19 protein-coding genes are annotated in these 24037 nt (G+C 71.8%); 3 read left to right on the top strand and 16 right to left on the bottom strand.

Annotated elements, in window-relative coordinates:
- Positions 1-10: 10 nt before the first annotated feature.
- From ABD437_RS19295 to mftA, 5 genes are read right to left on the bottom strand one after another with little or no spacing between them, the layout of a single operon-like run.
- Positions 11-823, bottom strand: coding sequence for a mycofactocin-coupled SDR family oxidoreductase (locus ABD437_RS19295; protein ID WP_344650258.1), 813 nt, complete (start codon positions 821-823; stop codon positions 11-13).
- Positions 824-835: 12 nt separating this feature from the next.
- Entirely contained in the window at positions 836-2860 is a 2025-nt protein-coding gene (locus ABD437_RS19290; protein ID WP_344650257.1) for a mycofactocin system FadH/OYE family oxidoreductase 1, read from the bottom strand.
- A 4-nt stretch (positions 2861-2864) separates the two neighbouring features.
- On the bottom strand, positions 2865-4109 hold the full coding sequence (gene mftC / locus ABD437_RS19285) for a mycofactocin radical SAM maturase (RefSeq protein WP_344650256.1): 1245 nt from the start codon (positions 4107-4109) through the stop codon (positions 2865-2867).
- Entirely contained in the window at positions 4106-4420 is a 315-nt protein-coding gene (gene mftB, locus ABD437_RS19280) for a mycofactocin biosynthesis chaperone MftB (protein WP_344650255.1), read from the bottom strand. Before mftB ends, mftC begins: the two co-directional genes overlap by 4 nt.
- A 4-nt stretch (positions 4421-4424) precedes the next feature.
- Positions 4425-4541, bottom strand: a complete 117-nt coding sequence (gene mftA / locus ABD437_RS19275; RefSeq protein ID WP_344650254.1) for a mycofactocin precursor MftA — start codon at positions 4539-4541, stop codon at positions 4425-4427.
- A 104-nt stretch (positions 4542-4645) separates the two neighbouring features.
- Between mftA and mftR the strand changes: the two genes are divergently transcribed.
- Entirely contained in the window at positions 4646-5335 is a 690-nt protein-coding gene (gene mftR, locus ABD437_RS19270; protein ID WP_344650253.1) for a mycofactocin system transcriptional regulator, read from the top strand.
- Complete coding sequence (mftF, locus tag ABD437_RS19265; RefSeq protein ID WP_344650252.1) at positions 5332-6738, top strand: mycofactocin biosynthesis glycosyltransferase MftF; 1407 nt, start codon at positions 5332-5334, stop codon at positions 6736-6738. The genes mftR and mftF overlap by 4 nt, the downstream gene beginning before the upstream one ends.
- A gap of 52 nt (positions 6739-6790) precedes the next feature.
- Here mftF and ABD437_RS19260 read toward each other — a convergent pair whose 3' ends face one another.
- The 9 genes from ABD437_RS19260 to ABD437_RS19220 all read right to left on the bottom strand — a co-directional run bounded on the left by ABD437_RS19260 (position 6791) and on the right by ABD437_RS19220 (position 19731).
- Entirely contained in the window at positions 6791-7912 is a 1122-nt protein-coding gene (locus ABD437_RS19260) for a 5-methyltetrahydropteroyltriglutamate--homocysteine S-methyltransferase (protein ID WP_344650251.1), read from the bottom strand.
- Between the two features lie 62 nt (positions 7913-7974).
- Positions 7975-9450 carry a GGDEF domain-containing protein gene (locus ABD437_RS19255; RefSeq protein WP_344650250.1) on the bottom strand — a complete coding sequence of 492 codons (1476 nt, stop codon included), beginning with the start codon at positions 9448-9450 and terminating at the stop codon, positions 7975-7977.
- Between the two features lie 6 nt (positions 9451-9456).
- On the bottom strand, positions 9457-11721 hold the full coding sequence (locus ABD437_RS19250; protein WP_344650249.1) for a hypothetical protein: 2265 nt from the start codon (positions 11719-11721) through the stop codon (positions 9457-9459).
- 62 nt (positions 11722-11783) lie between these two features.
- Entirely contained in the window at positions 11784-13421 is a 1638-nt protein-coding gene (locus tag ABD437_RS19245; protein ID WP_344650248.1) for a methyl-accepting chemotaxis protein, read from the bottom strand.
- An 85-nt stretch (positions 13422-13506) separates the two neighbouring features.
- Complete coding sequence (araA, locus tag ABD437_RS19240) at positions 13507-14985, bottom strand: L-arabinose isomerase (RefSeq protein ID WP_344650247.1); 1479 nt, start codon at positions 14983-14985, stop codon at positions 13507-13509.
- Between the two features lie 77 nt (positions 14986-15062).
- Complete coding sequence (yjfF, locus tag ABD437_RS19235) at positions 15063-16076, bottom strand: galactofuranose ABC transporter, permease protein YjfF (RefSeq protein WP_344650246.1); 1014 nt, start codon at positions 16074-16076, stop codon at positions 15063-15065.
- Positions 16073-17140, bottom strand: coding sequence for an ABC transporter permease (locus ABD437_RS19230; protein WP_344650245.1), 1068 nt, complete (start codon positions 17138-17140; stop codon positions 16073-16075). The genes yjfF and ABD437_RS19230 overlap by 4 nt, the downstream gene beginning before the upstream one ends.
- Positions 17137-18687, bottom strand: coding sequence for a sugar ABC transporter ATP-binding protein (locus ABD437_RS19225; protein WP_344650244.1), 1551 nt, complete (start codon positions 18685-18687; stop codon positions 17137-17139). Before ABD437_RS19225 ends, ABD437_RS19230 begins: the two co-directional genes overlap by 4 nt.
- Before the next feature lie 63 nt (positions 18688-18750).
- On the bottom strand, positions 18751-19731 hold the full coding sequence (locus ABD437_RS19220) for an ABC transporter substrate-binding protein (RefSeq protein WP_344650243.1): 981 nt from the start codon (positions 19729-19731) through the stop codon (positions 18751-18753).
- Positions 19732-20172: 441 nt separating this feature from the next.
- On the opposite strand from ABD437_RS19220, the gene ABD437_RS19215 reads away from it, so the two are divergent.
- Positions 20173-21207: a LacI family DNA-binding transcriptional regulator gene (locus ABD437_RS19215; RefSeq protein WP_344650242.1), complete on the top strand. Its 1035-nt coding sequence runs from the start codon at positions 20173-20175 to the stop codon at positions 21205-21207.
- On the opposite strand, the gene ABD437_RS19210 is transcribed toward ABD437_RS19215, so the two are convergent.
- Together ABD437_RS19210 and ABD437_RS19205 are read right to left on the bottom strand one after the other, a co-directional pair.
- A complete protein-coding gene (locus ABD437_RS19210; protein ID WP_344650241.1) occupies positions 21165-21911 on the bottom strand; it encodes a dienelactone hydrolase family protein in 747 nt (248 codons plus the stop codon). The two genes, ABD437_RS19215 and ABD437_RS19210, sit on opposite strands and share 43 nt — an antisense overlap.
- A 31-nt stretch (positions 21912-21942) precedes the next feature.
- Positions 21943-24000, bottom strand: coding sequence for a sensor histidine kinase (locus ABD437_RS19205; protein ID WP_344650240.1), 2058 nt, complete (start codon positions 23998-24000; stop codon positions 21943-21945).
- Positions 24001-24037 lie beyond the last annotated feature (37 nt).

The following is a 24037-nucleotide window of genomic DNA, read 5'->3' as shown; positions in this document are numbered from 1 at the left end:
TTTCTGCCTCCTAGTACTGGGTGTTGCCGGCGTCGACGGTCATGCTCAGCGCGGTGATGTACCGGGCTTCGTCGGACGCGAGGAACAGCACCGCGTTGCTCTGGTCCACCGGCTGGGTGGTCTCGATCGGCAGGCTGTTCGCGAGCATGCCGCCGAGCGTGGGGTGGGCGGCCAGCAGCTCGCCGAACGCCGACGTTCCCTCGCTGCTGCCCATCGGGGTTTCCACGCCGGTCGGGTGCAGTGTGTTGACCCGGATGTGGTGCTCGGCCAGCTCGTGCGCGAACGCCTTGCCGAGGCCGGTGACGCCGAACTTGCTGGCGACGTACGGCGTCAGGAACGGCAGGCCCTTGAGGCCGGCGGCCGAGCTGGTCATGATGATCGACCCGCCGCCGTTGGCGATCAGGTGCGGCGCCGCGAGCTGGACGGTGTTCCAGGTGCCGGTCAGGTTGACGTCGAGCGTGTCCTGCCAGACCTCGGGCGTGATCTGGTCCCAGCCGCCGATGATGCAGATGCCGGCGTTCGCGACGACGATGTCGAGCTTGCCGAGCTGCGCGACGCCGTCGTCGATCGCGGTCTTCAGCGCGGCGCGGTCGCGGGTGTCGACCTGGGTCGCGATGACGCGGCGGTCCAGTGCCTCGACGAGCTTCACCGTCTCGGCGAGGTCGTCGCTGGTGGCGGCCGGGTAGGGCACGTTGCGGACCGGCCCGCACAGATCCACGGCGATGATGTCGGCGCCCTCCTCGGCGAGCCGGATCGCGTGGCTACGACCCTGGCCGCGTGCGGCACCGGTAATGAAGGCAACTTTTCCTGTGACACGCCCCATCGCGCGCCTCCTCTATCTGTATTGCGTATTTCGGTGGGGGTCCACTGCGCGGTAATCGATGTCACGCGCAGTGCTGAGACGCGGGGCCGATGCCCCGCGAGTTCGGGTGGCGGCTCGGCGCCCTTCGAGCACTGCTTCCAGCAGCGTGCGGGGAGCGACGCAGTCGCCGGCTCGGACGGTGGTGGCGGGTTCGACGGTCGCGAAGGTCTCGTCGGGCAGGCGGTGGCCGCAGTCGACGATCGCGGCGCAGGCGACCGTACGGCGCGCACCGGTCCAGACGTGCTCGAGCTCGGCCTCGCCGGCCCGCACGGCGTGGATGCGGGTGCGCAGTTCCCGGCGGACGCCGAGCGCTTCGAGCCGGAAGTTGGCGTCGGCGAGCTCGGGGGTGCGTGCGCCGAGGACCGAATCGGGTGTGACGACGTGCACGGTGGCCCCGGTGGCGGCGAGGAACTCGGCGACGCCGACCCCGACCGGGCCGCCGACCGGGTCGTTCACGACGACGGGCCCGGCCGGCCGTTCCACACGCCCGGCCAGGAGGTCCGCGACGTCGATCACCACCGCGGGTTCGGCGGTCCGCCAGGCGGTGGTGCGGTCGGGGGTGGCCGGGCGGGAGCCGGTGGCCAGGATCACCGGGATCCCGGCGGCGGCCACCTCGGCCGGGGTCACCTCGGTGTGCAGCGCGACGCGCACGCCGAGCGCGCGGCACTCCGCCTCCTGCCAGCGGGTGAACGTCGCCAGCCGCTCGCGGCCGGGGCCGACCGCGGCGGCGCGGAGCGCACCGCCGAGCCGCCCGGAGCGCTCGGCCAGCCGCACCCGGTGCCCCCGTGACGCGAGCACACGCGCGGCCTCGAGCCCCGCCGGCCCTCCCCCGACGACGAGCACCTCCGTGCCCGGCTCCACGTCGGTGGCCTCGACGGACGGTTCGGTCAGCTCGTGGCCCGCTCCGGGCTCCACCACACAACTCACGATCGGGTTGCGGACGTCGCGCACCTGGCACGCCTGGTTGCACAGCAGACACGGCCGGATCCGCTCGCCCCACCCGGCCCGCACCATCGCCACCAGCCGCGGCTCGGCGATCTGCGCCCGGGTCATCTCGACCAGGTCGCACACCCCGGCGTCCAGCGCCTCCTGGGCCATCACCGGGGAGACGACGCTGCCCTGCAGCACGACCGGCACCCGCCCGGCCGCCGCGGTACGCATCGCGCGGCACAGCTCCCGGTTGAACCCGGGCTCCACCCGCGCCACCGGCCGGTACCGCGTCGACGAGTAGAACCCGCCGCGCATGACCGTCAGCAGGTCGACGGTGTCGGCCACCTCGTCGACCACGGAGGCGGCGAACGCCGGCGTGATGCCCGCCCACGGAGCGTCCTCGTCCGCGGAGAGGCGCAGCGCGAGCACCCGGTCCGGGCCGAGGACGGCCCGGACCGAGGCGATCAGGTCCCGCAGGAAGCGGGCACGGTCCACGCCGTACGCGTCCGACCGCGTGTTCGTGAGACCGGAGAGGAACTGGCGCACGAGAGAGTACGTGCCGGCGTTGAGCTCGACGCCGTCGAGGCCGGCGGAGACGGCGAGCGCCGCGGCCGCGGCGAACCCGTCGAGGACGGCGCGGATCTCCGCGGGTTCCAGCACCGCGGGCTGCTCACGCGTCACGACGTCGGCCACCGCGGAGGGCCCCCACAGCACCGACTGGGAGTAGGCGCTCGACCCCTGCAGCCCGGCGTGACCGAGCCCGGCCAGCACGAGGGTGCCGTGCGGCCGGCAGGCGTCCGCGATCGCGGCCCACCCCGGCGCGCACGCGGAGGCCAGCGGCGCCCGTTCGTACGGCCAGTCGTCCGGCGTCACCGACGCGATCTCGGTGATCAGCACGCCGGCGCCCCCGGCCGCGCGGGCCGCGTAGTAGGCGCACGCGCGGTCGCCCAGCGCCCGGCCCCGGGCCAGGTTGGTCTCGTGCGGACCGAACACGACCCGGGACGGGGCCTGGGCACCGGCGATCGGCACCGCTCCGGTGAGGAGCGAGCCGGTCGCCGGGGTTCTCATGGCGTCAGCAGCCGCAGGCGCCGGACGCGCACCCGGAGCCGGACGGTTGGCCGATCACCTCGAACCCGGCCAGCGGGCTCTCGTCGCACGCGGAGGCCGGCGGGCGCCGGGACAACGTGAGCGTCACCGGCCGGGGCTTGCGCTCGGTGCGGTGGGAGTGGTCGAGCGACGGCTTCGGGGCCGACCCCGCCACCACTCCGGCCAGCGCGGATTCGCCGTACCCCTGCACGCACTCGGGGTCCGGTCCGTCCAGCGGCAGCCCGGTGAAGAACTTCGCCGCCATGCAGCCGCCCTGGCAGGCGTCGTAGTGCTGGCAGGACCGGCAGGCACCGCCGGTCTGCGGCTGACGCAGCTCCTGGAACAACGCGGAGTCGCGCCACACCCCGTGGAAACCGCCGGCGTCCCGTACCGATCCGGCGAGGAAGTTCTCGTGGATCGCGAACGGGCAGGCGTAGACGTCGCCGACCGGGTCGATCAGGCAGACGACCCGCCCGGCGCCGCACAGGTTCAGGCCCGGCAGCGCGTCGCCGAACGCGGCCAGGTGGAAGAACGAGTCGCCGGTCAGCACGTCCTCGCCGTGGGCGACCAGCCAGTCGTAGAGCTCCTTCTGCTGGTGCGGAAGGAGGTGCAGTTCGTCCCACACGTCCGCGCCGCGCCCGGAGGGACGCAGCCGGGTGAGCCGGAGCTGGGCGCCGTAGGTGTCGGCGATCGCCTTGAACTCGTCGAGCTGGCCGACGTTCTGCCGGGTGCAGACGACGGAGAGCTTGAAGCCGGTGAAGCCGGCGTTCTTCAGGTTCGCCATCGCACGCATCGCGGTGGCGTACGAACCGGGGCCACGCACGTGGTCGTTGACCTCGGCGGTGGCGCCGTCCAGCGAGATCTGCACGTCGACGTAGTCGCTGGCGGCGAGCCGCGCCGCCACCTCGGGCGTGATCTTCACGCCGTTGGTGGAGAACTTGACGCCGACCTTGTGCGCGGTCGCGTAGTCGACCAGCTCCCAGAAGTCGGAGCGGACGGTGGGCTCGCCACCGCCGATGTTCACGTAGAAGACCTGCATCCGCTCGAGCTCGTCGATGACCGCCTTGGCTTCCGCGGTGGTCAGCTCGCGCGGGTCACGGCGTCCGGAGCTGGACAGGCAGTGGACGCAGGACAGGTTGCACGCGTAGGTCAGTTCCCAGGTCAGGCAGATCGGCGCGTCGAGGCCGAGCTTGAAGTGGTCGATCAGCCGGGTGGCTGTCGGTGCCGTCACGAGGACGCCTCCGTCCGTTCGGTGATCATGTCGGTCGAGGCGAGCGTCGCCAGCGCACGGGCGAGGCGTCGCTGCTGCGCCACGTCGGCTCCGGTCGCCGCGAGGGCGGCGCGGGCGGACGGGTGGTCCGACAGCGTGGTGACCACGGCGAGCAGCGTCGGATCCTTGAGGAAGGAGAGCCGGCGGGTGCCGAAGTGGTACAGCAAGGCTCCGAACGGCTCCGGCCGGACCGCGACCGAGGGGTGGACCCCCCAGGCGCGGTCCAGGTCGAAGCGGTCGAGAACCGCGGGACTTTCCGGAACCGCGGTCACGGGCTCAGTAGACGCCGCACATACCGTCGATCGAGACGTCCTCGACCAGCAGGTCCTCCTCGACCAGGTCGACCTCGACGGTCTCGGTCACAGCCGTGCTCGCATCAGTCTCGACAGGCATGAAAAGCTCCTTTGCGCTGATGGGGAGCTCGCCGTGTGAACGGCGGGCATCATCTCCGGAACAGGCACAACACTAATGACACCGGATGCAGAAAGGAAGAGGAGATGGCGAACGACCCCGCTCCAGCAGTGCGGATGGGCCGGCCACCGGCCACCTCGCACGACGAGCTGGAGCGGATCGGGCTGGAACTCTTCACCACCCGCGGGTTCGAGGAGACGACGATCGACGAGATCGCCGGGGCCGCGGGAATCAGCCGTCGGACGTTCTTTCGGTACTACACGTCGAAAAACGACCTGGTCTGGGGCGATTTCGACGCGGAATTGTCGCGGCTGCGTGAGCGGCTCGCCGCCACCCCGCCGAGCGTGCCGATGATGGCGGCGCTGCGCGAGGCGGTGGTCGCGTTCAACCGGGTCGACGCCGCCCACGTCGCGCTGCACCGCAGACGGATGGCGCTGATCCTCGGGGTGCCGAGCCTGTTCGCGCACTCCACGCTGCGCTTCACCGGCTGGCGTGACGTGATCGCGGAGTTCGTCGGCGTGCGGGTGGGGCGGCCGAGCACCGCGCTGCTCCCCCAGCTCGTCGCGCACGCCGCGCTGGGCTGCGCGATCGCGGCCTACACCGACTGGCTGCAGCACGAGGACGCCGCCCTCGAACCGCTGCTGGACGAGGCGATCGCCGAACTCGCCACCGGCTTCGCCGGACACGAGACCTCCGCCGAGGACGAAGTCTCCGCCGGACACGACGTCTCCGCCGGGCGCGAAGTCTCGGCCGGGCACGGGGCCGACGCGTCGTGACCGGGCCGGAGCTCGCGCCGGCCGGGATCCGGCTCCGGCTGGACGAGTCGCTGCGGATCAGCCCGGATGGGCGCACCCTGCTCGGGGGCTCGCCGGGCCGGCTGCTGCGGGTGGCGGCGGCCGCGGTGCCGCTGATCCGGGAGTGGCAGGCCGGTGCGGCCGTCGGGAGCGCGAACCCGCACCGCGCTCTCGCCCGGCGCCTCCTCGACGCCGGCATGGCCCACCCGGTCTGGTCCCCAGCCGAGGACGTCAGCGACGTCACGGTCGTCGTTCCGACGTACGCCCGTCCGGTGGAGCTGGCCCGCTGCCTGGAGGCGGTCCGGCGCACCGCACCACGGGCCCCGGTCCTCGTCGTCGACGACGGGTCGCCGTCCGACGCCGGGATCGCCGCGGTCGTCGCCCGGTTCTCCGCGCGGCTGGTGTCCCACGCCGAGAACCGCGGCCCGTCCGCCGCGCGGAACACCGGCCTGGCCGCGGTCGGGACGCCGTTCGCGGCGCTCGTCGACTCCGATGTGGTGGTTCCGGACGGCTGGCTGCACGCGCTGCGCCCCTACTTCGGCGACGCGAAGGCCGCGGCCGTCGCACCGCGGGTCACCGGCCACGGCGACGGCACCGGCTGGCTCGGCGAGTACGAGTCGGCACACTCCCCGCTCGACATGGGAGCGTCACCGGGGCTGGTGCGCCCCGGGGCGCTGGTGCCGTACGTGCCCACCGCGACGCTGCTCGTCCGCATGGACGCGGTGCGCGGCCGGGCGTTCGACACCGACCTGCCGATCGGCGAGGACGTCGACTTCGAGTGGAAGCTGGTCGACGCGGGCTGGAACGTCCACTACGTCCCGGCCGTGACGATCGGCCACGAACACCGCACCCGCCTGCGCCCGTTCGTCGCGCGCCGCCGGCTGTACGCCCGCTCGATCGGCCTGCTGGAACGCCGCCACCCGGGCGCGCTCCCGGCGGCCCGGGTGAGCCCGGCGCTGGCCGCGACGACGCTGGCGCTGGCCGTGCGACGGCCGGTCGTGGCCGCCGCGGCCACCGCGGTGGGGATCGGGTTGCTGGCCCGCCAGCTGCGGCCGGTCGTGTCCGACCCGGTCACCGAGGCCGCCCGCCTGGTGGCGAACGGCCTCCCGGTCACCGCGATGGGCCTGGCGCGTGCGGTCGGGCGCGTCTGGTGGCCGCTCGCGGTGCCGGCGGCGATCGCGGTCCCGCGGCTGCGCGCCCCGCTGGTCGCCGCACTGGCCGCGCCGGTGCTCTCGGACTGGTGGAACGCCGGCCGCCGCCCCCGCCTCGACCGCTACCTAACCGCCCGAGTCCTGGACGACGTGGTAAGCACCGCAGGCACCTGGGAAGGCAGCCTCCGCGCGAGAACCCCCCGCCCTCTCCTCCCCACCACCACGCGCCGCTAGGGAACTGACGGGTTGCTGCTGCCCCAGGCCCTCCCGGGGCAGCGACAACCCGTCAGATTCCCCAGACCTCCTCGGCGACCTCGACGATCAGGCGCAGTTTCGCCCACTGCTCCTCGTGCGAGAGCGCGTTGCCCTCCACCGTGGAGGAGAACCCGCACTGCGGCGAGAGACAGACCTGCTCCAGGTCGACGTATTTCGAGGCCTCCTCCAGGCGCCGCTTGAGCGTCTCCTTGCTCTCCAACGCCCCGCGCTTGGTCGTCACCAGCCCGAGCACCACCTGCTTGCCCGGCGGCACGAACCGCAGCGGCGAGAAGTCACCCGACCGCTCGTCGTCGTACTCCAGGAAGAACCCGTCGACGTCGAGCTGGGTGAACAGCGCCTCGGCGACGAAGTCGTACCCGCCCTCGGCCGCCCACGACGACCGGAAGTTCCCCCGGCACATGTGGGTCGTCACGGCCAACTCCGGCGGACGCCCGGCGAGCGCGGCGTTGATCTGCGCGATGTAGCGCTCGTGCTGGTGCTCGGCGTCGCCGCCCTGCGAGGCCATGAACTCGCGCTGCGCCGGGTCGTTGAGGTACGCCAGGCTGGTGTCGTCGAGCTGCAGGTACGTGCAGCCCAGGTCGGCGATCGCGCGCACCTGCGCGGCGTAGGCGGCGGACAGATCCGCCCAGAACTCGTCCAGGTCGGGGTAGACCGACTCGTCGATCGCGGCCCGGCCGCCCCGGTAGTGCACCATGCTCGGCGACGGGATCGTGAGCTTCGGCGTCGCCGAGCCCACCTGGTCCTTCAGGAACGTGAACGCGTCCGCGAAGATCGGCGAGGGCAACGTGATCCGGCCGTCCACACGCAACGCCGCGGACGTGAACTCGATCCCGCCGGCCGCGTTGCGGAACTTCACCGTCAGCTGCTCGTCGGCGCGGTGCACCCCGCCGAGCTGGTAGATGAAGTCCATGTGCCAGGACGTGCGCCGGAACTCCCCGTCGGTCGCGCTGCGCAGTCCCACGTTCTCCTGCTCGCGGACGACCGTGCGGATCGCGTCGTCCTCGATCTCCCGGAGTTCTTCGGCCGGGATCCGACCGGCCGCGAAGTCCGCGCGCGCGGCGAGCAGCCGCGGAGGCCGCAACAGGCTCCCGACGTGGTCGGCGCGGAACGGCGGACGCTGACGTGCGGTCATGGCAGTCTTCTCCTCGACGAGCAGACGGCGGTCCGAAGCGCTGGAGCGCTGCGGTCACCGAGTCAAGCACGATCGGAGGACGCTCGCCCGGCCTTCTCCACGCCTGACACCTCGGTGCGGTTCCGGCCGTTCGCCTTCGCGGCGTAGAGGGCCCGGTCGGCGCGGCCGATGAGCTCGTCCGACGTCTCGAGGCCGTCCCAGACGGCGAGGCCGGCCGAGAAGGTCTGGTCGTTCGGCGTGACCGCGCGCAGCCGTTCGATCGCCTCGGACGCCCGGTCGGCCCCGGCGCCCGGCAGGAACACGATGAACTCCTCGCCGCCGTAGCGCGCGAGGTGGTCGACCGCGCGGAGCTCACCGCTCCACGCCGAGGCCGCGCCCTTGAGCAGCTGGTCGCCGGCCTGATGACCGCGGCCGTCGTTGTACGCCTTGAAGTGGTCGAGGTCGAGCATGGCCACCGTCACCGGTTCGCCGCTCCGGGCCGACCGGGCCAGCGCGTCTGGCAGGTCGTCGAACCACGCGCGCCGGTTCGCCAGTCCGGTCAGCGGGTCGCGACGGGCCAGCGCGGTCAGCTCGTCGGCCTGCCGCTCGACCTGCCGGACCAGCTGGGTCATCCGGGCGACCACCAGGCCGAAGGAGGCCACCGACCCGATCACGATCGCGACGCCGTTCGTCACCGCTCCGGAGGCCACCTGGAAGGCGAGCACGGTGGGGGCGATCATCGTCGCCGCGGTCAGCAGGGCCAGCTGGGGCAGGGACAGCCGAGGCGGCTTCACCGTGCCGCGCCGGCTGAGCGCGCCCACCGTCGGATGCCACGCCGCGAACGCGAACGTCGTGTAGGCCAGCAGGAAGACCAGATCGAGCAGCCGGCTGACGAGGTCCGGCGTCACCAGGCTCAGCTGGGACAGCGTCGCCCAGCTCAGGTCGCCGGCCAGGAACAGTCCCATCGACGCGCAGACCAGCCAGAACGACGCGTTGCGCACGCCGCCCGACAGCACCAGGTGCAGCAGCATGACCAGCACCATGATGTCGCCGACCGGGTAGGCCAGCACGATGACCTGGCCGACGGTGTGCAGGGTGTGGTCGGAGCGCACCGGCACCATCAGGAACACCCAGGAGAGCAGCCCGAGCCCGCTGGCCAGGATCAGCGCGTCGACCATGCTGGCCCAGTCGCGGGCGGTGCCGCGGGCCCGGATCAGCACGGCCAGGCCCAGGAACAGACTCGGGTAGAGGGTCAGCCAGAACAGGTCGGCGATGTTCGGGTAGCCGGCCTGACCGAGCGCCTTGCTGTAGACGTCGGAGACGAGCGCGCCGAGCGCGTTGGCGATGATCCCGACGCCGAAGATCAGCCAGCCGGTCATCGCGCGCGGCCGACGCGTGAGCGCCCCGGCCACCAGGGCTCCGCCGGCGACGCAGCCGAACACGGTCTTGTAGCCGGTGACCAGCCAGCCGTTCAGGGCCGGGCTGTCCGGCACGAGCAGGTACCCGACCATCGCCAGGCCTGTGATCGCGGTCCACAGGAGCCGGCGTTCACGTTCCACTACTCGTTATTCGGCCCTGCTGACGCCCGTCTGAGGCTTCACCGCCTCCGCCGCGGCGGCCAGCTCGTCGCCGTACGCGGTGTCCAACGGGTAGTCCAGGTGCCACCGCACCGGCGGGTACGCCACCTCGTACGCGGTCGGGAAGAACTGCACCGGATCACGCAGCGGCCCGTGGCGCTCCACCGGGTCGATCGGGCCGCCGATCGGGTCGGTCAGCCGCCACAGGTTGCGCCAGCGCGGTAACCGCGCCGCGAGGCCCGCCAGCTGCGCCCCGGAGAAGTAGGCGGGAAAGAACCGCCCGTAGAGACGCTGCAGCGGCGAACCGTGGGTGAGCAACGCGACCTGCGACGCGCGCGACGCGGGCAGCTTCAGCAGCGTGGCCGCCGCCAGCACGCTTCCCTGGGAGTGGCCGGACACGACCACGCCGTGGCCCTGCTCGGTCAGCTGGGTGACCCGGGCGACGAGCTCGGGCACGCACCGCTCGCCGTAACAGGGCGGCGCGAGCGGATGCGCGGCCCGCGGCCAGAACGTGCCCAGATCCCAGAGCACGCCGACGACCTTGCGCAGCGCCTCGTTGCGGTAGGCCTGCCAGACCAGCGTCACCAGCCCCACCGCGCTCACCCCGACCACCCAGGACCCGGCGTTGTAGAGCAGCGTGACCACCCCGGACCGCCCGGAGTACGTCGCCGGGGTCGGCGGGGTGGCCCAGGTGGCGAGCGTCGCGACGACCCCGTACAGCGCGAGCGCGACCAGCGGGGCGATCAGGATCGCCAGGTAGCGACCGGCGCTCTCGGTGAGCATCGCGATCGCGCGCATCCGCACGATCTTCTTCGCCTGCCCGCGGGCCCGGCTCGACACCTCCGGCACCGGGCCGCTGCCGGGCGTGGCGGGCGCGGTCGGCACCACGTCGTACTCGGCGAGCACCGCGCGCCAGCCCCGGCGGACGCGCCAGGTCACCCGCACCACCAGGTACAGCACCAGCAGCACGACCAGGACGATCTCGATCCCGAACGCCACCGCCGCCCACGACACCACCGCCGGTGGCCGCGCCAGCAGCATCGTGGTGCCCTCGACGTGCCCGAGCCAGTCGGACACCCGGGTGAGCACCGCCGCCGAGTACGCGATGCCGGTGAACAGCGCGAGCGCCGCGAACACCGGCGTGACGAACCCGCGCAGCATCTGCCCGCGGCTGGCCCGCCCGATCAACGTGACCGCGACGACCGACGCCACCAGCAGCACGAGCTGACCGGCCACCCAGAGCATCAGCAGCGTGCCGTAGCCGGGGAGCCGGTGACCGGGGCCGGGCCAGTCGTGCGGCGCCAGCACGTAGACCACCGACGCGACCAGCACCGCGAACGCCGCCAGCCGCAGGACGGGCAGCCCCGGCACCGCGCGGGTGCCGCCCTGCGCGGCCGTCGCCACCACCACCAGGGCCAACACCGCCAGGATGACGCCCAGCAGCACGCGCCCGGCCGTGCTGTCGCCGTCCACGGTGAGCGCGGGCACGGTGAGCATCAGCGCGACCGTTCCCACCCCGAGCGAGACGTGCAGGGTACGCAGCCGGCCGACCTGGTACTCGCCCTCCCAGAAACCCGGCTCGGACAGGCCGCCGTCCCCCTCGGCGACGTCGACCCGGAAGCGCACGCTCTCGTACGCCACCCAGCTGCGCCGGGCCAGGAACCAGAGCAGGCCGAGCAGCGCCAGCGGCACCAGCGCGGTGAGCGCGAGCCGCCGCCCCGCCGGGTGGGCCCAGGACTCCGGTGCGGCCAGGAACGCCAGCACCGACCAGTGGCTGCCGCACTGCGGCCGGGCCGCGCACTGCCAGCCGATCAGGTCGATTCCGACGCCGCCGGCGGCCAGCAGGAACGTACCGGTGAGCGAGAGCGCGAGCAGCCGCGACACGGCGTCGTGCGTCGCGCGGCCGAGCCGGGACACCGCACCGGGCGGGCCGGTGGGGCGCATCCAGGCAGCCGCGTTGACGAGCGTGAACGGCAGCAGGATCAACCAGGCCGCGCGGCTCGCGGACGCCGACGTCAGGCCGCTCCAGCAGTACGCCTCCTGCACGAGCCCGGAGCGCACGGCGGCGCTGCGCTCACCCGGGGCGTCGGCGCCGGTGCCGGGCAGCACGTCCGGCGGGGTGACGCCGGGCGGCGGGCTCTTGTGCCGGTAGAAGCCGACCGTCGCGTCCCCGGAGACCCGGGTCGGCGACGGATCGTCGAGCTGTTCGATCGGCGTCGCTCCGCCGACGCCGTGCACGAGTAACTCGACCACTTTCGGCATTGGACCCCGCCATCATTCCGATGCGGACACGCTGGCGGGCCCACCCTAGAGAGTCAGAACCGGAAGCGACCGACCAGGGCGCGCAAATCGGCCGACATCGCGTTGAGCCGCTCGGCGGCCGCCTTGGCGTCGCCGGCGTTGCCGCTGGTCTGCTGGGTGGCCTCGGCGACGCCGGAGATGTTCGCGGCGATCTGCGACGAGCTCATCGCCGCCTCGCTGATGCTGCGGTTCATCTCGTTCGTGGTGGCGGTCTGCTCCTCCACCGCGCTGGCGATCGTCATCTGGTAGTCGTTGATCTGCGCGATGATCCCGGAGATCTGCTCGATCGCCGCCACCGCCGAGTCGGTGTCGGCCTGGATCGCCTCCACCCGCTTGGAGATGTCCTCCGTCGCCTTCGCCGTCTCCTGCGCCAGATCCTTGACCTCGTTCGCGACCACCGCGAAGCCCTTACCGGCCTCACCGGCGCGAGCCGCCTCGATCGTCGCGTTGAGCGCCAGCAGGTTCGTCTGCTCCGCGATCGAGGTGATCACCTTGACCACGTTGCCGATCTCCACCGACGACTCACCGAGCTTCGCCACCGTCGCGTTGGTCGCCGCAGCCGCCGACACCGCCTGCGACGCCACCCCGGCGGCGTCGTTGGCCGACTGGGAGATCTCCCGGATCGCCGCGCCCATCTCCTCGCTACCGGCGGCGACGGTCTGGACGTTGCGCGACACCTCCTCCGAGGCGTCGGAGACCACGCCGGCCTGGCTGGAGGCGTCCTGCGCGGTGTTCGCGATCTGCTGGCTGACGTTGGTCAGCTCGTCCGCGCTGCCGGAGAGCGTGTCCGCGCTCTGGGCCAGCGCGCTGATCGCCTGCCGGACACCGTCCTGGGCCCGTACCAGCGAGGCGGCCATCTGGCCGACCTCGTCCTTGGAGTTGACGTCGGCGTTCTGGGTGAGGTCACCGGCGGCCATCGCGTCGAGCACGCCGGAGACCCGGCGCAGCGGCGCCACGATCAGCTGGGTGATGACGAGGCTGAGCGCACCGGCCAGCAGCAGTCCGATGACCAGCAGCGAGATCACCGTGATCCGGGCACTGCGGTAGGCGTCACCGGCCTTGTCGGCGGTCTGCTTGGCCAGGCCGGAGTCGTACGCCTCGAGCTCGTCGAGCAGGTCGGCGGCCGCGCCGGTGAGGTCCGCGGAGGTACCGGTGAGCGCGGTGTTGAACGCCTCGTTCTGGTTGGAGCGGCTCAGCGGGAGCAGCGTGCTGTCCCGGTAGTCCTGCCACTTCTTCCAGGCCACCTTGAACTCGTTCCAGGTGGCCTCGTCCTCCGGCCCGGCCTTCTCGTACTCGGCCTCCCACTTGGCGAGCTCGGCGTCGCTCTCCTGGATCTTGGTTTCCCACTCGGCCATCGTCTTGGCGTCCAGGGCACTCGCATGCCCGTTGACGAGCATGCGAGTCTTCAGCTCTTCCTGGTGGACGCGACCGAGCGCGATCATCGAGATCACGTTCTCGTCGTAGAGGTGCTGCGAGTCCTTGTTCGTCTCGGCCAGCGAACGGATACCGACGAGCCCCACCGCGATGGCGATCACCGCCAGCACGCCCAGCGCGATGAACAGCTTCACCTTGACCGGCCGGTCGGCCAGCCAGCGCACCAGAGGGTTACGCCGCGCTGCCGTGCCCGAACCGGCGGCCTGGTAACTCGCCATGCGGATCCTCTCTCCACCCCTGGTACACCCGAGCACTACCCGGATTGCTCCCAATATCGGGCATAAGGGGGGAAATATGAGGAACTCAGAACCCCCGGGCGAGGCGGTAGTACGCCTGGTTCCACCGGAGCTCGTTCGCGAGGCGGCGCGGCGTGGTGTCCGCGTCGATCACGACCAGCTCGGTCGACACCATCTCGGCGAGGTCGGTGAGCTCCTCGACGCCCACCGCGGCCGAGAGCACCGTGTGGTGCGGCCCGCCCGCGGTCAGCCACGACTCGGCCGACGTGGCCAGGTCGGGGGCCGGCTTCCAGACCGCCCGCGCGACCGGCAGCTTCGGCAGCGGCTCGCTCGGCGCCACGACCTCGATCTCGTTGGCGACCAGCCGGAACCGTTCGCCCAGGTCAGCCATGCCGATGACCACCGCGGGGCCGGGCGTGGCGTCGAACACCAGTCGCACCGGGTCCTCGCGGCCGCCGATGCCCAGCGGGTGGATCTCCAGCTTCGGGGTCTCCGACGCGATGCTCGGGCACACCTCGAGCATGTGCGCGCCGAGGATGCGCTCCGAACCGGGCGTCAGGTCGTAGGTGTAGTCCTCCATGAACGACGTGCCGCCGGGCGCCATCGCCTTCAGCGTCCGCAGCAGTACCGAGGTCTTCCAGTCGCCCTCGCCGCCGAACCCGTAGCCGTCGCCCATCAGGCGCTGCACGGCGAGGCCGGGCAGCTGGCGCAGGCCACCGAGGTCCTCGAAGTTCGTCGTGAACGCGCGGAAGCCGCCGGCCTCCAGGAACGAGCGCAGGCCGAGCTCGATCCGCGCGCCGTAGCGCAGCGAGTCGTGCCGGTCGCCGCCGGCACGCAGCTCCGGTACGACCTCGTACCGCTCCTCGTACTCCGCGACCAGCTTGTCGACCTCGGCGTCGGAGGACGCGTCGACCGCCTCGACCAGGTCGTTGACGCCGTAGGTGTTTACCGAGACGCCGAAGCGCAGCTGCGCCTCGACCTTGTCCCCCTCGGTGACCGCGACGTCACGCATGTTGTCGCCGAACCGCGCCAGGCGCAGCGTCCGCATCTCGGCGTACCCGAGCGCGGCCCGGGCCCAGGCGGCCACCCGGCGGCCGACGCGGGGGTCGCTGACGTGGCCCGCGACGGTCTTGCGGGAGACGCCGAGCCGGGCCTGGATGAAGCCGAACTCGCGGTCGCCGTGGGCGGCCTGGTTCAGGTTCATGAAGTCCATGTCGATCTCGGCCCACGGCAGCGCGACGTTGGCCTGCGTGTGCAGGTGCAGCAGCGGCTTGCGCAGGGCGTCGAGGCCGGCGATCCACATCTTGGCCGGTGAGAACGTGTGCATCCACGCCACCAAACCGACCACGTCCGGGTTCGCGTCGGCCTCCTGGCAGATCCGGAGGATCGCGGCCGAGTCGGTCAGGACCGGCTTCCAGACCACCGAGACCGGCAGGTCGCCGTCCCCGAGCTGGTCGGCGATCCGCCGGGACTGCTCGGCGACCTGGTCCAGCGTTTCCGGGCCGTACAGCCCCTGGCTACCGGTCAGGAACCAGATCTCGCCCATACGACGTACCTCCTACGACGCTTGTGAACGTTCACATTCTGCGCCGCACCGGCTTTCGCCGGTGCGGTGGGGCCTGCCTAGGTGGGTTCTCGGCGGGTGACGATCCGCTGCAAGAGGATGAACGCGAACAGCAGACCGGCGATGAAGATCCGCGTCCACCACGAGCTCAGCGTGCCCTGGAACGTGATCATCGTCTGGATCAGGCCGAGCACGAGCACCCCGAGCACGGTGCCGGCCAGGAAGCCCGAACCGCCGCTGAGCAGCGTGCCGCCGATCACGACCGCGGCGATCGCGTCCAGCTCCATGCCGGTGCCGGTCAGGCTGTTGCCGGTCGGCGTCTCGAAGCTGTAGAGCACGCCGCCGAGCGCCGCGCACAGCCCCGACAGCGTGTAGACGAGCACCCGGGTGCGCGCGACCGGAAGGCCCATCAGCTCGGCCGACTGCGCGTTCCCGCCCACCGCGTAGGTGTTGCGCCCGAACCGGGTGTACGCCAGCGCGAGCGCCGCGGCGATCGCCAGCACGATCGCGATCAGCGCGCTCGGGGAGAGCCGGAACCCGCCGAAATGGATGCGCTCGGTGGCGGTCGTCGTCCAGAACTCGTCGGTGATGCCGACCGCCTTGGTGCTGATCAGCTGGGCGATGCCGCGGGCCAGGAACAGCCCGGCCAGCGTGGCGATGAACGGCTGGATGTCGAAGAAGTGGATGATCGCGCCCTGCGCCAGCCCGATCAGCGCGCCGACGACGAGCACGATCAGGATCACCACGAACGGGTTCCAGCCGGCCTTCAGCAGCGTGGCCGCGATCACCGTGCCGAGCGCCAGGACCGACCCGACCGACAGGTCGATGCCCCCGGACAGGATCACGAACGTCATCCCGATCGCCACCGTCAGCAGGTGCGCGTTGTCGATGAAGACGTTGAGCAGCACCTGGGTGTCGCTGAAGCCCTCGTAGTTCGCGATGCCGATGCCGTACATGACGCCGAACAGCACGAGCGTGGCGAGCACCGGAACGTACCGGGTGTTGACCGCGTACCGGCGGCTCCGGGCGATCTTCGGCCGCTCGACCGGAGGCTGGGTCGTGACCGTCGTCATGCCGCCACCTCCGCGGGGGCCGGTGCGCCCGGGGTCGGTCCGGCGGTCGGCGGCTTCGACCGGCGCCACCGCCCGAACACCTTGGTCCGGAACGTCGGGGACTGCGCCAGGCAGAGGACGACCACGACGACCGCCTTGAAGAGCAGGGTGAACCGGCCGGGCACGCCCGCGGTGTAGATGGTGATGTTCAGCGTCTGGATGAGCACCGCGCCGAGCACGCTGCCGGCGATCGAGAACCGGCCGCCGGTCAGCGCGGTTCCGCCGATCACGACCGCGAGGATCGCGTCCAGCTCGATCAGGGCGCCGGCGTTGTTGCCGTCGGCGCTGGAGATGTTCGAGCTGTAGATCAGCCCGGCGACCCCGGCGCAGAACCCGGAGAACACGTAGACGATGAGCGTCAGCCGCCGGGCCTGGATGCCGGCCAGCCGGCTGGCCGTCGGGCTGCTGCCGACCGACTCGATCAGCAGGCCGAGCGCGGTGCGCCGGGTGAGCAGCACCGCGACCGCGACGACCGCCGCCGCGATGATCACCGCGACCGGGATCGTCAGCGCGTACCCCGCGCCGATCGTGCGGTACGGCGACGACCGGACGTTGATGATCTGCCCGTCGGTGATCAGCTGTGCGATGCCCCGCCCGCCGACCAGCAGGATCAGCGTCGCGATGATCGGCTGGATCCCGACGGCCGCGACCAGCACGCCGTTCCAGAGCCCGAGCACCAGCGAGAGCACTACCGCGACGGCGACCGCGGCCAGCACCCCGGTGACGCTGTTCTGGTCGTCGAGTTCGCTCACCCGCAGACAGGCCACGGCGCCGACGATCGCGATCACCGAGCCGACCGAGAGGTCGATGCCCGCGGTGGCGATGACCAGCGTCATCCCGAGCGCGACGAGCACCAGCGGGGTGCTGCCGCGCAGGATGTCGACGAGCGAACCGTAGAGGTGGCCGTCCTTGATCCGGACGGCGAAGAAGTCCGCGCTGAAGAACAGATTGCTCACCAGCAGCAGGACGAGCGCCACGGCCGGCCAGAACAGCCGGTGCCGGACGATCGGCGCGAGCCGGCTCATGAGTCCTCCCCGGTGGCCGACCCGCTCGCGATCGTCGCGAGGATCCGGTCGACGTCCACGTCGTCGGTGTTGTCGAGCTGTTCGACCAGCCGCCGGTCGCGGAGCACCGCGATCTTGTGCGACAGGCGTAAGACCTCTTCGAGTTCGGCGCTGATGAACAGCACCGCCATCCCGTCCCCGGAGAGCTGCGCGAGCAGCCGCTGGATCTCGGCCTTGGCCCCGACGTCGATGCCGCGGGTGGGCTCGTCGACGATCAGCAGTTTCGGCTCGGTGATCAGCCAGCGGGCGAGCAGCACCTTCTGCTGGTTGCCGCCGGAGAGGTTGCGTACCTGGGTATCGGGGTTCGCCGGGCGGATGTCGAGCGCCTTGATGTACTTGTCGACCAGCTCGTCCTGGCGCCCGCGCGGAATCGGCCGGGCCCAGCCGCGGGAGGCCTGCAGCGCGAGGACGATGTTCTCGCGCACGGTCAGCTCGCCGACGACACCCTCGGTGCGCCGGTTCTCCGAGCTGAACGCGACGCCGTGCTCCATCGCGGTGCGCGGGCCGCGCATCGAGACGGTGTCGGTCCCGAACGAGAACGTGCCCTGGTCGGCCTTGTCGGCCGCGAAGAGCAGGCGCGCGAGTTCGGTGCGACCGGACCCGAGCAGCCCGGCCAGGCCGACGACCTCACCCTGGTGGATGGTGAGCGAGAACGGCTCGATGGCGCCCTTGCGTGCGACACCGGTGGCCGCGAGCACCGGCTCCCCCTGCTCCAATGCCGCGGTGGAGGGCTTCTCCTGCTCCTCGAGCTCCTCCAGCACCGCGAGTTCTTTGCCGATCATCGCGCTGACCAGCTGGGCCTGCGGCAGCTCCGCGACCCGGTACTCGCCGACCCGCTTGCCGTTGCGCAGCACGGTCATCCGGTCGGCGATGTCGTAGACCTGGTCGAGGAAGTGCGAGACGAAGACGATCGCCAGGCCCTCCCGCTTGAGGCGGCGCATCACGGCGAAGAGCTGCTCGACCTCCGAGGCGTCCAAGCTGGACGTCGGCTCGTCGAGGATCAGCACCTTCGCGGAGATGTCGACCGCGCGGGCGATCGCCACCATCTGCTGGATCGCGATCGAGTAGCTGCCCAGCAGCGCGGTGACGTCCAGGTCGAGGTCGAGACCGCGCAGCAGCTCGGCCGAGCGGCGGCGCATCCGGCGCCACTGGATCGCGCCGAACCGGCGCGGCTCGCGTCCGATGAAGATGTTCTCCGCGACCGAGAGGTTCGGGCAGAGGTTGACTTCCTGGTAGACCGTGCTGATCCCGGCCCGCTGCGCCTGCAGCGGCCCGGAGAACCGGACGTCCTCACCGTTGAGCCGGATCGACCCGGCGTCGATGTCGTAGACGCCGGTGAGCACTTTGATCAGCGTCGACTTGCCGGCGCCGTTCTCCCCCATCAGCGCGTGGACCTCGCCCGGATAGAGGCGGAAATCCACGTCGGCGAGCGCGACGACGCCGGGGAACACCTTCCCGACGCCGGTCATCTCCAGAATCGGCTCCTGCGCCGGGGTGGGCTCCCCCATCGCCTCTCCATTCCACGCAAAGTCCCGGGTGGGCCGCGGCGCGGCCCACCCGGGGTGGGTGACTCAGTACTTGCGGTCCGGCAGGGCCGCCTTGGCCTGCTCCTGGGTGAAGGTGGTCTCCTCGGTGAGGATGCGCTTCTCCACCTTCTTCCCGTCGACGACCTGCTTGGCCAGGTCCATCAGCTGCGGGCCGAGGAGCGGACTGCACTCGACGATGAAGTTGATCTTGCCCTCGGAGAGAGCAGTCATCCCGTCCTTCACCGCGTCGACGGTCACGATCTTGATGTCGACGCCGGGCTTCTTGCCGGCCGCCTCGATCGCCTCGATCGCGCCGAGACCCATGTCGTCGTTGTGCGCGTAGAGCACGTTGGCCTCGGGGTGCGCCTTGAGCAGGGCCTCCATGACCTCCTTGCCCTTGGCGCGGGTGAAGTCACCGTCCTGGGACGCGACGACCTTGATCTTCGGGTCGGCCTTGATCGCGTCGGCGAAGCCGGACTTGCGGTCGTTGGCCGGCGCGGCACCGGTGGTGCCCTCCAGCTGGATGACGTTGACCGGGCCCTTGGCCGCCTTGGAGTCCTCGACCAGCCACTCGCCGGCCTTCTTGCCCTCGAGCACGAAGTCCGAGCCGATGAACGTCTCGTAGAGCGAGGTGTCCTTCGAGTCGACGGCGCGGTCGGTCAGGATGACCGGGATCTCCGCGTCCTTCGCCTCCTTGAGCACCTGGTCCCAGCCGGACTCGATGACCGGCGAGAACGCGATGACGTCGACCTTCTGGGCGATGTAGCTGCGGATCGCCTTGATCTGGTTTTCCTGCTTCTGCTGCGCGTCGGAGAACTTCAGCTCGATCCCGGCGGCTTTGGCCGACTCCTGAATCGACTTGGTGTTCGCCGTACGCCAGCCGCTCTCCGCGCCGACCTGCGCGAACCCCATCGTGATCTTGCCGTCGTCGTTGCCGCTTCCGCTTCCGCTGTCGCCACCGCAGCCGGCCAGACCGGCGGCGACGAGTAACCCGGCGGCAATCGCCGCGGACACTCTCCTGATCACTACGTCCTCCTGGGTAGAACGAGTAACTCCCCGAGCGATGTGACCGTTAACATCGCTTGTTACCACTCTCCGACGAGCAGCGAGTGGTCTTGTTTCGTGGAACAGCCGGATCCCTCGCGGAGAGCCCCGAGCGGGTTCCAGGGACGCGGCGAGCTTCGGTTGTGGCGCGGATCACGCGTCCGTGTCCCGAGAGTGTTACCGCTCTCATTCGGCACGTCAAGAGTCTGTCGACCACGCGTTACCGGCTTGTTGCGAAGCGACACCTTACCGACGGGTCACCGAAACCTGTCCAGTGTTTTCTCTGGACGGCGCCCCGCTCCGCCTCGGTAGGATCCGGCCCGGCCGATACGCGTCGTTACGATGTGAACGATCACAGGGCTTGGATGGGAGGGTCCCTTGTCCGTACCGGAGAGACCGTCCGAGCGCCCTCGCACGTCGATCATGCGTGACGTCGCACGCCTCGCCGGGGTGTCCCACCAGACCGTGTCCCGGGTGCTGAACGAGCACCCGAGCGTGCGCGAGGAGACCAGGGCCAGGGTGCTGGAGGCGATGCGTGCCCTCAACTACCGGCGCAACCTGGCCGCACGCACGCTGGCTACCCGCCGCTCCGGCATCCTCGGCCTGATCGGGTTCGAGAGCACGCTCTACGGGCCCGCGTCCATGCTGTACGGCATCGAGGACGCCGCCCGCGCCGCCGGTTACTTCGTCAGCGTGGTCACCGTGCGCTCGCTCGAACGCACCGCGGTGCTGGAGGCGATCGACCGGCTGTGCGCGCAGGCGGTGGAGGGCATCGTCGCGATCGCACCCAAGGAGTCGGCCGCGCACGCGCTGGCCCAGGTGCCCGACGGGCTGGGCGCCGTCGGCGTCGGCGGGGCCGGCGAGAGCGGTGTGGCGAGCGTCCGGTTCGACAACCGCGCCGGCGCGGCCCTGGCGACGCAGCACCTGCTCGACCTGGGGCACGCCACCGTGCACCACGTCGGCGGCCCGTCCGACTGGCCGGAGGCCCGCGACCGCATCGAGGGCTGGCGGGCCACGCTCTACGCCAACGACCGGGTGGTGCCCCCGGCCGCGTTCGGCGCCTGGACCGCCGACTCCGGGTACGACCTCGGCGCGGCGCTGGCCCGCGACCCGTCGGTGACCGCGGTGTTCTGCGCGAACGACCCGGTCGCCTTGGGCGTGCTGCGCGCGATGCACGAGGCCGGCCGCCGGGTGCCCGACGACGTCAGCGTGGTCGGCTTCGACGACGTGCCGGAGGCCGGGTACTTCCTCCCGCCGCTCACCACGGTCCGGCAGGACTTCGCCGAGCTCGGCCGGCGCAGCCTCGAGGTGCTGCTCGCCCAGCTCCGCGAGGACGCACCGGCCGGCCGCGACGACGGGAGCGTGCTGCTGGAACCGACGCTGACCGTGCGCGGCAGCACCGGGCCGCCGTCCGGTCAGAGCCGCCGCTCGAACAGCTCCAGCAGATTGCGCCAGTGACGCTCCAGGCCCATCGGGTCGTACACGTCGCTGTCGGACATCGTGAAGCCGTGCTCGGTGCCCTCGTAGATCTCCGACTTGAACGGGACGCCCCCGGCGTCCAGCGCGTCGTTCAACGCGGTGACGTTCGCCGGCGTCATCGAGTGGTCGTGCTCGGCGTGCGCGAAGTAGTACTCGGTGCCGGTGCCGGCGATCTGCCGGTGCGGGCTGTCGGGTTCGCCGGTGACCAGGCCACCGGCGTGGAAGCTCGCCACCGCCGCGACCCGGTCCGGGAACGCGACCGCGGTGCGGACGGCGAGCCGCCCGCCCATGCAGTAGCCGGTGACGCCGACCGGGCCGCCGCGCACCGACGGCAGGTCGGCGAGGAAGTCCAGATAGGCGGCCGCGTCGCCCTTGACGGCCTCCGGGGTCAACGCGGCGATCATCGGCCGGGCCTGCCCGAAGATCGCTGCCCGGCCCTCCGGCGTGCCCAGCCCGGACGTGTCGAAGAGCGGCGCCGGGCCGCTGCGGTAGAACAGGTTCGGCAGCGCGACGACGAAGCCGTCGTCGGCGATCGTCCTGGCCATGTCGGTGAGCACCTCACGGACGCCGAACGCGTCCATGTAGAAGAGCACCGCCGGCCACGGACCGTCACCCTCGGGCTCGGCCACGAACGCGTCGGCGACACCGTCGGGGGTGGGGATCTGCACTGATCTGGCGCCCATGGGCCCTCCTAGTTGCGCTATGCATCCATAGTTATCCCACGTCGGGCCCCGGTCGAGCGATCGGGAGGCGGATCACCATCGTGGTGCCCGGATCGGTGTGGGTGGCGCTGATCCGGCCGCCGTGCCGCTCGACGATCGCGCGGGTCACGACCAGCCCGAGCCCGGTGCCGGGAACACCGTTGTCGCGGGCCGTCGACGACCGGAAGAACCGCTGGAAGAGCCGGTCCCGTTCGTCCGGCGGGATGCCGATCCCGGTGTCGGCGACCGACAGCTTCGCCACCCCCGCCTCCTCGGTGAGCACGACCGTGACCCGTCCGCCCCGGTGGCTGTACTTCACGGCGTTGGACAGGACGTTGTCGAGCATCTGGCGCAGCCGCTGGGGGTCGCCGTGCAGCGGCACCCGCTCCGGCAGCTCGGCCACCAGCGTGACCTCGCGGCCGTCGGCGGTGGCCCGCACCGCCTCGATGCCCTCCCGGGTCAGCTCGGCCAGGTCGGTGTCGCCGGGCCGGATCGTGATGTGTCCCGACTCCAGCCCGGCGAGGTCGAGCAGGTCGTCGATGATCGCGGTCAGGCTCTGCGTGTTGCGCACGATGACGCCGAGCAGCTGCGGTCCGTCGGTGGCCCAGCAGTCCGGGTCGTCGCCGAGCAGCTGGGCGTAGGTGGTGATCGAGGTGAGCGGCGTGCGCAGCTCGTGCCCGACGAGCGCCAGGAAGTCGTCCTTCGTGCGCGCCAGCTGCAGCGCCAGCTCCTCGGCGCGGCGTCGCTCCAGGTAGTGGCCGACGTGGGCGGCGATGCCGACCAGGTGCGCGGTCAGGGCCACCCGGTCCTCGTCGAGAGTGTCGGCGTAGATCGCCAGCACCCCGACGACGGCCTCGGCGCTGCGTACCGGCACGGCCAGCGCGGTACGCAGCCGGCGCCGGGCCGCGCCCTCGACGTCGAACCGGGTCTCGGTGGCGATGTCGGGCACCCACACCGGCTCCCCGGTCAGCCACGTCGTGCCGGCCAGCCCCTCCCCCGGGCCGAGCGACGTGGACATCAGGCCGGGGCGGTCGAGCTCGCCGTCGGTCCAGGACGCGGCCGGGCGCAGCACGTCGGTGACCGGATCGGCGAGCCACAGCTCGGCGTGCGGCCAGTGCAGCGACCGCGCCACCGCGTCCACGACCTGGCGGGCCGCCTCGGCGACGCCGTCGGCCTCGACCAGCGCGCGGGAGACGGCGAGCGAACACTCCCGGAAGCGCTGGGCGCGCTGCTGGTCGGTCGCGTCGTGCAGCGCGACGACCGCGCCGAGCACCGCGCCGGCCACCGTGATGCGCTCCGCGTTGGCGATCAGCGTGCGCGGCGGACGGCCGGGGCGGACCAGGCGCAGCACGACGTCGCGGACCGGTTCGCCGGCCAGCGCGCGGGCGCTCGGGTGCCGGTCGTGCGGCAACGGCTGCCCGTCGGCGTCGCGCAGCCGGTCGCCGGCGATCGCGGCCGCGTCGGTGGGCAGCTCCTCGACCAGGTCGAGCATGCGCTGCAGAGCCGGGTTGCCGAACATCGTGTAGCCGGCGGCGTCGCAGGCGAAGACCGCGGTGTTGAGGCTGTCCAGCAACGCCTGCAGGAAGAGGCTGTGCGGCGGGCCGTCGCCTTCTTCGGTGCTTTCGGTGCTCCGCGTGGTCGTGGCGAACAGCCCGGGGAGGTTCGCCGCCGCGGTGGCCACGCCGCGGAGGGCGCCGATCTCGACCGGCGTCCACTCCCGGGGTCGGGCGTCGATCGCGCAGAGCACGCCGAAGGCCTGGCCGTCCGGTCCGCGCAGCGGGACGCCCAGGTACGCGCCGACCCGCACCGCGGCGCCGGTCGGCCGCGAGCGCGGGTCGTCCTCGGTGTTGCCGTTGGCCACCGGGGCGCCGCGGGCGACCACGTCCTGGCAGAACGACTCCGACACCAGGATGCGGCGCGACTCCGCCAACGGCCCGACCAGGCCGAACGCGCCGGCGAAGCGCATCCACTCCCCGTCGACGAGCGTCACTAGCCCGATCGGGACGTCGACCGCCTCCGCCGCCGCGCGCGCCACCGCGTCGAGTTCGTCGCTGGTGGCAGCGCGAGCCACAGCCTCACCTCGTCTCGATTAGTACGTTTTGTAGCTA

This window comes from Cryptosporangium japonicum (genome assembly GCF_039524755.1).
GTDB lineage: Bacteria > Actinomycetota > Actinomycetes > Mycobacteriales > Cryptosporangiaceae > Cryptosporangium > Cryptosporangium japonicum.
The sequence above is the reverse complement of the archived record's forward strand: the minus strand, read 5'-3'. Positions and strand labels throughout refer to the sequence as shown.

Excerpts from the sequence above, each read along its gene's own strand:
- ABD437_RS19295 (WP_344650258.1), bottom strand. The coding sequence starts at position 823 with ATGGGGCGTGTCACAGGAAAAGTTGCCTTCATTACCGGTGCCGCACGC.
- ABD437_RS19290 (WP_344650257.1), bottom strand. The coding sequence starts at position 2,860 with ATGAGAACCCCGGCGACCGGCTCGCTCCTCACCGGAGCGGTGCCGATC.
- mftA (WP_344650254.1), bottom strand. The coding sequence starts at position 4,541 with ATGCCTGTCGAGACTGATGCGAGCACGGCTGTGACCGAGACCGTCGAG.
- mftR (WP_344650253.1), top strand. The coding sequence starts at position 4,646 with ATGGCGAACGACCCCGCTCCAGCAGTGCGGATGGGCCGGCCACCGGCC.
- ABD437_RS19260 (WP_344650251.1), bottom strand. The coding sequence starts at position 7,912 with ATGACCGCACGTCAGCGTCCGCCGTTCCGCGCCGACCACGTCGGGAGC.
- ABD437_RS19245 (WP_344650248.1), bottom strand. The coding sequence starts at position 13,421 with ATGGCGAGTTACCAGGCCGCCGGTTCGGGCACGGCAGCGCGGCGTAAC.
- araA (WP_344650247.1), bottom strand. The coding sequence starts at position 14,985 with ATGGGCGAGATCTGGTTCCTGACCGGTAGCCAGGGGCTGTACGGCCCG.
- yjfF (WP_344650246.1), bottom strand. The coding sequence starts at position 16,076 with ATGACGACGGTCACGACCCAGCCTCCGGTCGAGCGGCCGAAGATCGCC.
- ABD437_RS19230 (WP_344650245.1), bottom strand. The coding sequence starts at position 17,140 with ATGAGCCGGCTCGCGCCGATCGTCCGGCACCGGCTGTTCTGGCCGGCC.
- ABD437_RS19225 (WP_344650244.1), bottom strand. The coding sequence starts at position 18,687 with ATGGGGGAGCCCACCCCGGCGCAGGAGCCGATTCTGGAGATGACCGGC.
- ABD437_RS19215 (WP_344650242.1), top strand. The coding sequence starts at position 20,173 with ATGCGTGACGTCGCACGCCTCGCCGGGGTGTCCCACCAGACCGTGTCC.
- ABD437_RS19210 (WP_344650241.1), bottom strand. The coding sequence starts at position 21,911 with ATGGGCGCCAGATCAGTGCAGATCCCCACCCCCGACGGTGTCGCCGAC.